Source organism: Enterobacter sp. R-1.6.2 (assembly GCF_035064085.1).
Lineage (GTDB): Bacteria > Pseudomonadota > Gammaproteobacteria > Enterobacterales > Enterobacteriaceae > Enterobacter > Enterobacter asburiae_B.
The window spans coordinates 1-4,878 of record NZ_JASEYI010000063.1 but is presented as its reverse complement, the minus strand read 5'-3'; the positions used below and the strand labels follow the sequence as shown (position 1 = coordinate 4,878).

The following is a 4,878-nucleotide window of genomic DNA, read 5'->3' as shown; positions in this document are numbered from 1 at the left end:
GTGCGTCGATGCTGGAACCCAGCGATACAGCGTAGGAACGGACACGCCGAGGTTCTTGGCAACGTCCTTGGGTGGCACACCGCTGGCCAGCAGCTTCTTGGCTGACTCGATCTTGCTCCCGGTCATCTTGGGCTTGCGACCGCCCTTGCGGCCAAGCTGACGAGCGACATCCAATCCGGCGCGGGTACGCTCGACGATCAGCTCTCGTTCCATTTCGGCGAGGCTGGCCATGACGTGGAAGAAGAACCGGCCAGAGGGCGTTCCGGTGTCGATGGCGTCAGTCAGGCTCTTGAACTGGGCGCCCTGCTTGTGCAGTTCGCCGACCAGATCGACCAATTGTTTGACGCTGCGCCCCAGGCGATCCAGCTTCCAAACCACCAGGGTGTCACCCTCGCGCAGCATTTCGAGCGTCTTGGCCAAGCCTGGACGGTCGGCCCGCGTGCCGCTCACCTTGTCCTCAAAGACCTTCTGGCATCCAGCCTTGGTCAAGGCTTCGCGTTGCAGTTCAAGATTCTGATCCTGCGTCGAGACGCGCGCATAGCCGATCAACATGGCTTGTCTCGCGCCCGGTCAATCATTTTTCAGCCAAGGCAAAGCCAGCATTGCCTGGAGCCACGACGGAAACGAAAATGAAGGATTCCTTCGAGTCGGTGTTCATGGCTCCGTGAACCTGCCCAGGTTTCGCTACGGCAATTTCTCCGGCCTGGAGCTTGGTAACCACACCGCTTCCTTGGTAGTAACCGGCAGAACCAGAAAGAACAGTCCAAGTGTCTTGACCGTGGGGATGAACGTGAGCGGCAATTTCTTGCCCTGGACGAACATGCCAAACAACGATTGTGGACTCTTCAGTTTCAAGCACCACCGATCGAATAGGCTCGCCATCAGATGGGCGGGCAAACTCCGAAATCGCAAATATTCTTGCTGCAATAGACATAGTGACAACCTCCATTTCATACGTATACGGAAACTCTTTTACACGCCAGAGCCAAGGGCCTACGCGGAGAAGATGTCGGCGATACAAGCGATAACGAGGCCCTGCTTCTCGCGTTGCTCCAGCCGCTCGCTGATGGCTTTCATGATTCCGTCATGGTTCCATCCCATAGTCGTTGCAGTCTTCGTCGTCAGCATCCTGACGCACGGCGGGCAGTTGCTTGAGCAACTCAGGTAGTGCTGCCTGCACGGTGTCCCACACCACATCGAGGTTGATGTCGAAGTAGCCGTGGGCGATGCGGTTGCGCATGCCGCGCATATTGCGCCACGGCACTTGCCCGTGCGCCTGGGCGAACTCGGCATAGCGATCCATCACCTTCGTGACGGCCTCGCCGATGATGATGAGGCTCATGATGACGGCCTGCTGGGTGCGCTTGTCCTCAAGAAAGTCCTCCTTGGCCAAGCCCTCCACGAAGCCGCAGGCATCGGCTGCGGCCTGCTGGATGTGGTCGAGGTAGTCGGGTAGTCGATGGTTCTCGCTCATACCGGCTGCGCCTCCGCGAGCACCTTGGCCCGGAATTTCGGCGGCAGGTCGCCGGGGGTCAGCAGATCGACGTGGAGGCCGAGCAGCGATTCCAACTCGTCTTGCAGGCCGCCCAGATCAAACAGTGTTGCACCAGGCAGCGCATCGACCAGCAGATCGATGTCGCTGCCATCGCGGTCGGTGCCATGCAGCACCGAACCGAAAACGCGTGGGTTCGCGGTGCGGAAACGGCCTACCACTTCACGCACTGCGTTTCGCTTCATGTCAAGCACAACAGACGGTCGCATGGGCATCCTTTCTTATCGAAACTCGTTGAGAGTGTATGGAATCAAGAATAGAATTTCAAGAACTATTTTTGAGAATCGCAATGCCTTGATTTCCCGTGCCGCGCCGGCTGCCTTGGCGGGCTTGTCACAAACCAACGTTTTCAAGAAGGAAACCGCATGCCCCGCCGTTCGATCCTCTCCGCCGCCGAGCGCGACAGTCTGTTGGCGTTGCCAGATACCCAAGACGAACTCATCCGGCACTACACGTTCAGCGAGCCCGACCTGTCACTGATCCGCCAGCGGCGTGGCGACGCCAACCGCCTGGGTGTCGCGGTGCAGTTGTGCTTACTGCGCTTCCCCGGTCAGGGCCTACTGCCCGATGCCGTCGTGCCGGTTCCTCTGCTGCAATGGATCGGACGGCAACTGCGACTCGACGCGACGTGTTGGCCGCAGTATGCCGAGCGGGAGGAAACCCGGCGCGAACACCTGCTCGAACTGCGGACGTACCTGGGCATGGAGCCGTTCGGCCTGGCGCACTATCGGCAGGCTGTCCATGCCACGACCGACTTGGCCTTGCAGACCGACAAGGGCATCGTGTTGGCCAGCAGCGTCCTCGACGCTCTGCGACACCAACACATCATCTTGCCGACGCTGGATGTTGTCGAGCGCGTCTGTGCCGAAGCGATCACCCGCGCCAACCGGCGCATCTACGACTCCTTGGCCGAACCGCTGTCGGACGCACATCGCCGCCGCCTCGACGATCTGCTCAAACGCCGCGACAACGGCAAGACCACTTGGCTGGCCTGGCTGCGCCAGTCCCCGGCCAAGCCGAACTCGCGGCACATGCTCGAACACATCGAACGCCTCAAAGCCTGGCAGGCGCTCGACCTGCCTTCCGGCATCGATCGGCTTATTCACCAGAACCGGCTGCTCAAGATCGCCCGCGAGGGTGGCCAGATGACGCCCGCCGACCTGGCCAAGTTCGAGCCTCAGCGGCGCTACGCCACGCTCGTGGCGCTGGCAATCGAGGGCATGGCCACCGTCACCGACGAAATCATCGACCTGCACGACCGCATCCTGGGCAAGCTGTTCAATGCCGCCAAGAACAAGCATCAGCAGCAATTCCAGGCGTCCGGCAAGGCGATCAATGCCAAGGTGCGGCTGTTCGGCCGCATCGGGCAGGCGCTGATCGAGGCCAAGCAGAATGGCGGCGATCCGTTCGCCGCCATTGAGGCTGTCATGTCCTGGGACGCTTTCGCCGAGAGCGTCACCGAGGCGCAGACGCTCGCGCAGCCCGATGACTTCGATTTCCTGCACCGCATCGGCGAGAGCTACGCCACGCTGCGCCGCTACGCGCCGGAATTTCTCGACGTGCTCAAGCTGCGGGCCGCGCCTGCCGCCAAGGACGTGCTCGATGCCATCGAGGTGCTGCGCGGCATGAACAGCGACAACGCCCGCAAGGTGCCCGCCGATGCACCGACCAACTTCATCAAGCCGCGCTGGCAGAAGTTGGTGATGACCGACGCCGGTATCGACCGGCGTTACTACGAGCTGTGCGCACTGTCGGAACTCAAGAACTCGCTGCGCTCGGGCGACATCTGGGTGCAGGGTTCGCGGCAGTTCAAGGACTTCGAGGACTACCTGGTGCCGCCCGCGAAGTTCGCCAGCCTCAAGCAGACCAGCGAATTGCCGCTGGCCGTGACCACCGACTGTGACCAGTACCTGCACGAGCGGCTGACGCTGCTGGAAACGCAGCTCGCCACCGCAAACCGCATGGCGCAGGCCAACGAGCTGCCAGACGCCATCATCACGGAATCCGGCCTGAAGATCACGCCGCTCGATGCGGCGGTGCCCGACACCGCGCAAGCGCTGATCGACCAGACGGCGATGATCCTGCCGCACGTCAAGATCACCGAACTGCTGCTGGAGGTGGATGAGTGGACGGGCTTTACCCGGCACTTCGCGCACCTGAAATCGGGCGACCTGGCCAAGGACAAGAACCTGCTGCTGACCACGATCCTGGCCGACGCGATCAACCTGGGCCTGACCAAGATGGCCGAGTCGTGCCCCGGCACGACCTATGCCAAGCTGGCCTGGCTGCAAGCCTGGCACATCCGCGACGAAACCTACGGGACGGCGCTGGCCGAGCTGGTCAACGCACAATTCCGGCATCCCTTCGCCGAGCACTGGGGCGACGGCACCACGTCATCGTCGGATGGCCAGAACTTCCGTACCGGCAGCAAGGCCGAGAGCACGGGCCACATCAACCCGAAATACGGCAGCAGCCCTGGGCGGACGTTCTACACCCACATCTCCGACCAGTACGCGCCGTTCCACACCAAGGTCGTGAACGTCGGCGTGCGCGACTCGACCTACGTGCTCGACGGCCTGCTGTACCACGAATCCGATCTGCGCATCGAGGAGCACTACACCGATACGGCAGGCTTCACCGATCACGTCTTTGGTCTGATGCACCTGCTGGGCTTCCGCTTCGCGCCGCGCATCCGCGACTTGGGCGACACCAAGCTCTACATCCCGAAGGGCGACGCCACCTATGACGGGCTGAAACCGATGATCGGCGGCACGCTCAATATCAAGCACGTCCGCGCCCATTGGGACGAAATCCTACGGCTGGCCACCTCGATCAAGCAGGGCACGGTGACGGCTTCGCTGATGCTCCGGAAACTCGGCAGCTACCCACGCCAGAACGGCCTGGCCGTGGCCCTGCGCGAGCTGGGGCGCATCGAGCGCACGCTGTTCATCCTGGACTGGCTGCAAAGCGTCGAGCTGCGCCGCCGCGTGCATGCCGGGCTGAACAAGGGCGAAGCCCGCAACGCGCTGGCCCGCGCCGTGTTCTTCAACCGCCTGGGTGAAATCCGCGACCGCAGTTTCGAGCAGCAACGCTACCGGGCCAGCGGCCTCAACTTGGTGACAGCGGCCATCGTGCTGTGGAACACGGTCTATCTGGAGCGAGCGGCGAACGCGCTGCGTGGCAACGGGCATACCGTCGATGGCACCCTGTTGCAGTACCTGTCTCCGCTAGGTTGGGAGCACATCAACCTGACCGGCGATTACCTGTGGCGCAGCAGCGCCAAGATCGGCGCGGGCAAGTTCAGGCCGCTACGACCGCTGCAACCG

The 4,878-nt window shown here is 62.3% G+C and carries 5 protein-coding genes; 1 reads left to right on the top strand and 4 read right to left on the bottom strand.

Translation table 11 applies throughout. The features are described from left to right. The 4 genes from QMN93_RS25450 to QMN93_RS25435 form a co-directional block, all read right to left on the bottom strand. A partial coding sequence (locus QMN93_RS25450) for a recombinase family protein (RefSeq protein WP_105508895.1) occupies nt 1-552 on the bottom strand: 552 nt, incomplete at its 3' end. 22 nt (nt 553-574) lie between these two features. Further along, nucleotides 575-934 carry a cupin domain-containing protein gene (locus tag QMN93_RS25445; protein ID WP_017901436.1) on the bottom strand — a complete coding sequence of 120 codons (360 nt, stop codon included), beginning with the start codon at nt 932-934 and terminating at the stop codon, nt 575-577. A 150-nt stretch (nt 935-1,084) separates the two neighbouring features. Then, nucleotides 1,085-1,474, bottom strand: a complete 390-nt coding sequence (locus QMN93_RS25440; RefSeq protein ID WP_017901438.1) for a DUF86 domain-containing protein — start codon at nt 1,472-1,474, stop codon at nt 1,085-1,087. Beyond that, a complete protein-coding gene (locus QMN93_RS25435) occupies nt 1,471-1,761 on the bottom strand; it encodes a nucleotidyltransferase family protein (protein WP_025999361.1) in 291 nt (96 codons plus the stop codon). The genes QMN93_RS25440 and QMN93_RS25435 overlap by 4 nt, the downstream gene beginning before the upstream one ends. 156 nt (nt 1,762-1,917) lie before the next feature. On the opposite strand from QMN93_RS25435, the gene QMN93_RS25430 reads away from it, so the two are divergent. After that, on the top strand, nt 1,918-4,878 hold a 2,961-nt coding region (locus QMN93_RS25430; protein WP_087863316.1), incomplete at its 3' end, for a Tn3 family transposase.

Bases quoted from the DNA above. Each gene is read 5' to 3' on its own strand.
- QMN93_RS25445 (WP_017901436.1), bottom strand. From the start codon at position 934: ATGTCTATTGCAGCAAGAATATTTGCGATTTCGGAGTTTGCCCGCCCA.
- QMN93_RS25440 (WP_017901438.1), bottom strand. From the start codon at position 1,474: ATGAGCGAGAACCATCGACTACCCGACTACCTCGACCACATCCAGCAG.
- QMN93_RS25435 (WP_025999361.1), bottom strand. From the start codon at position 1,761: ATGCGACCGTCTGTTGTGCTTGACATGAAGCGAAACGCAGTGCGTGAA.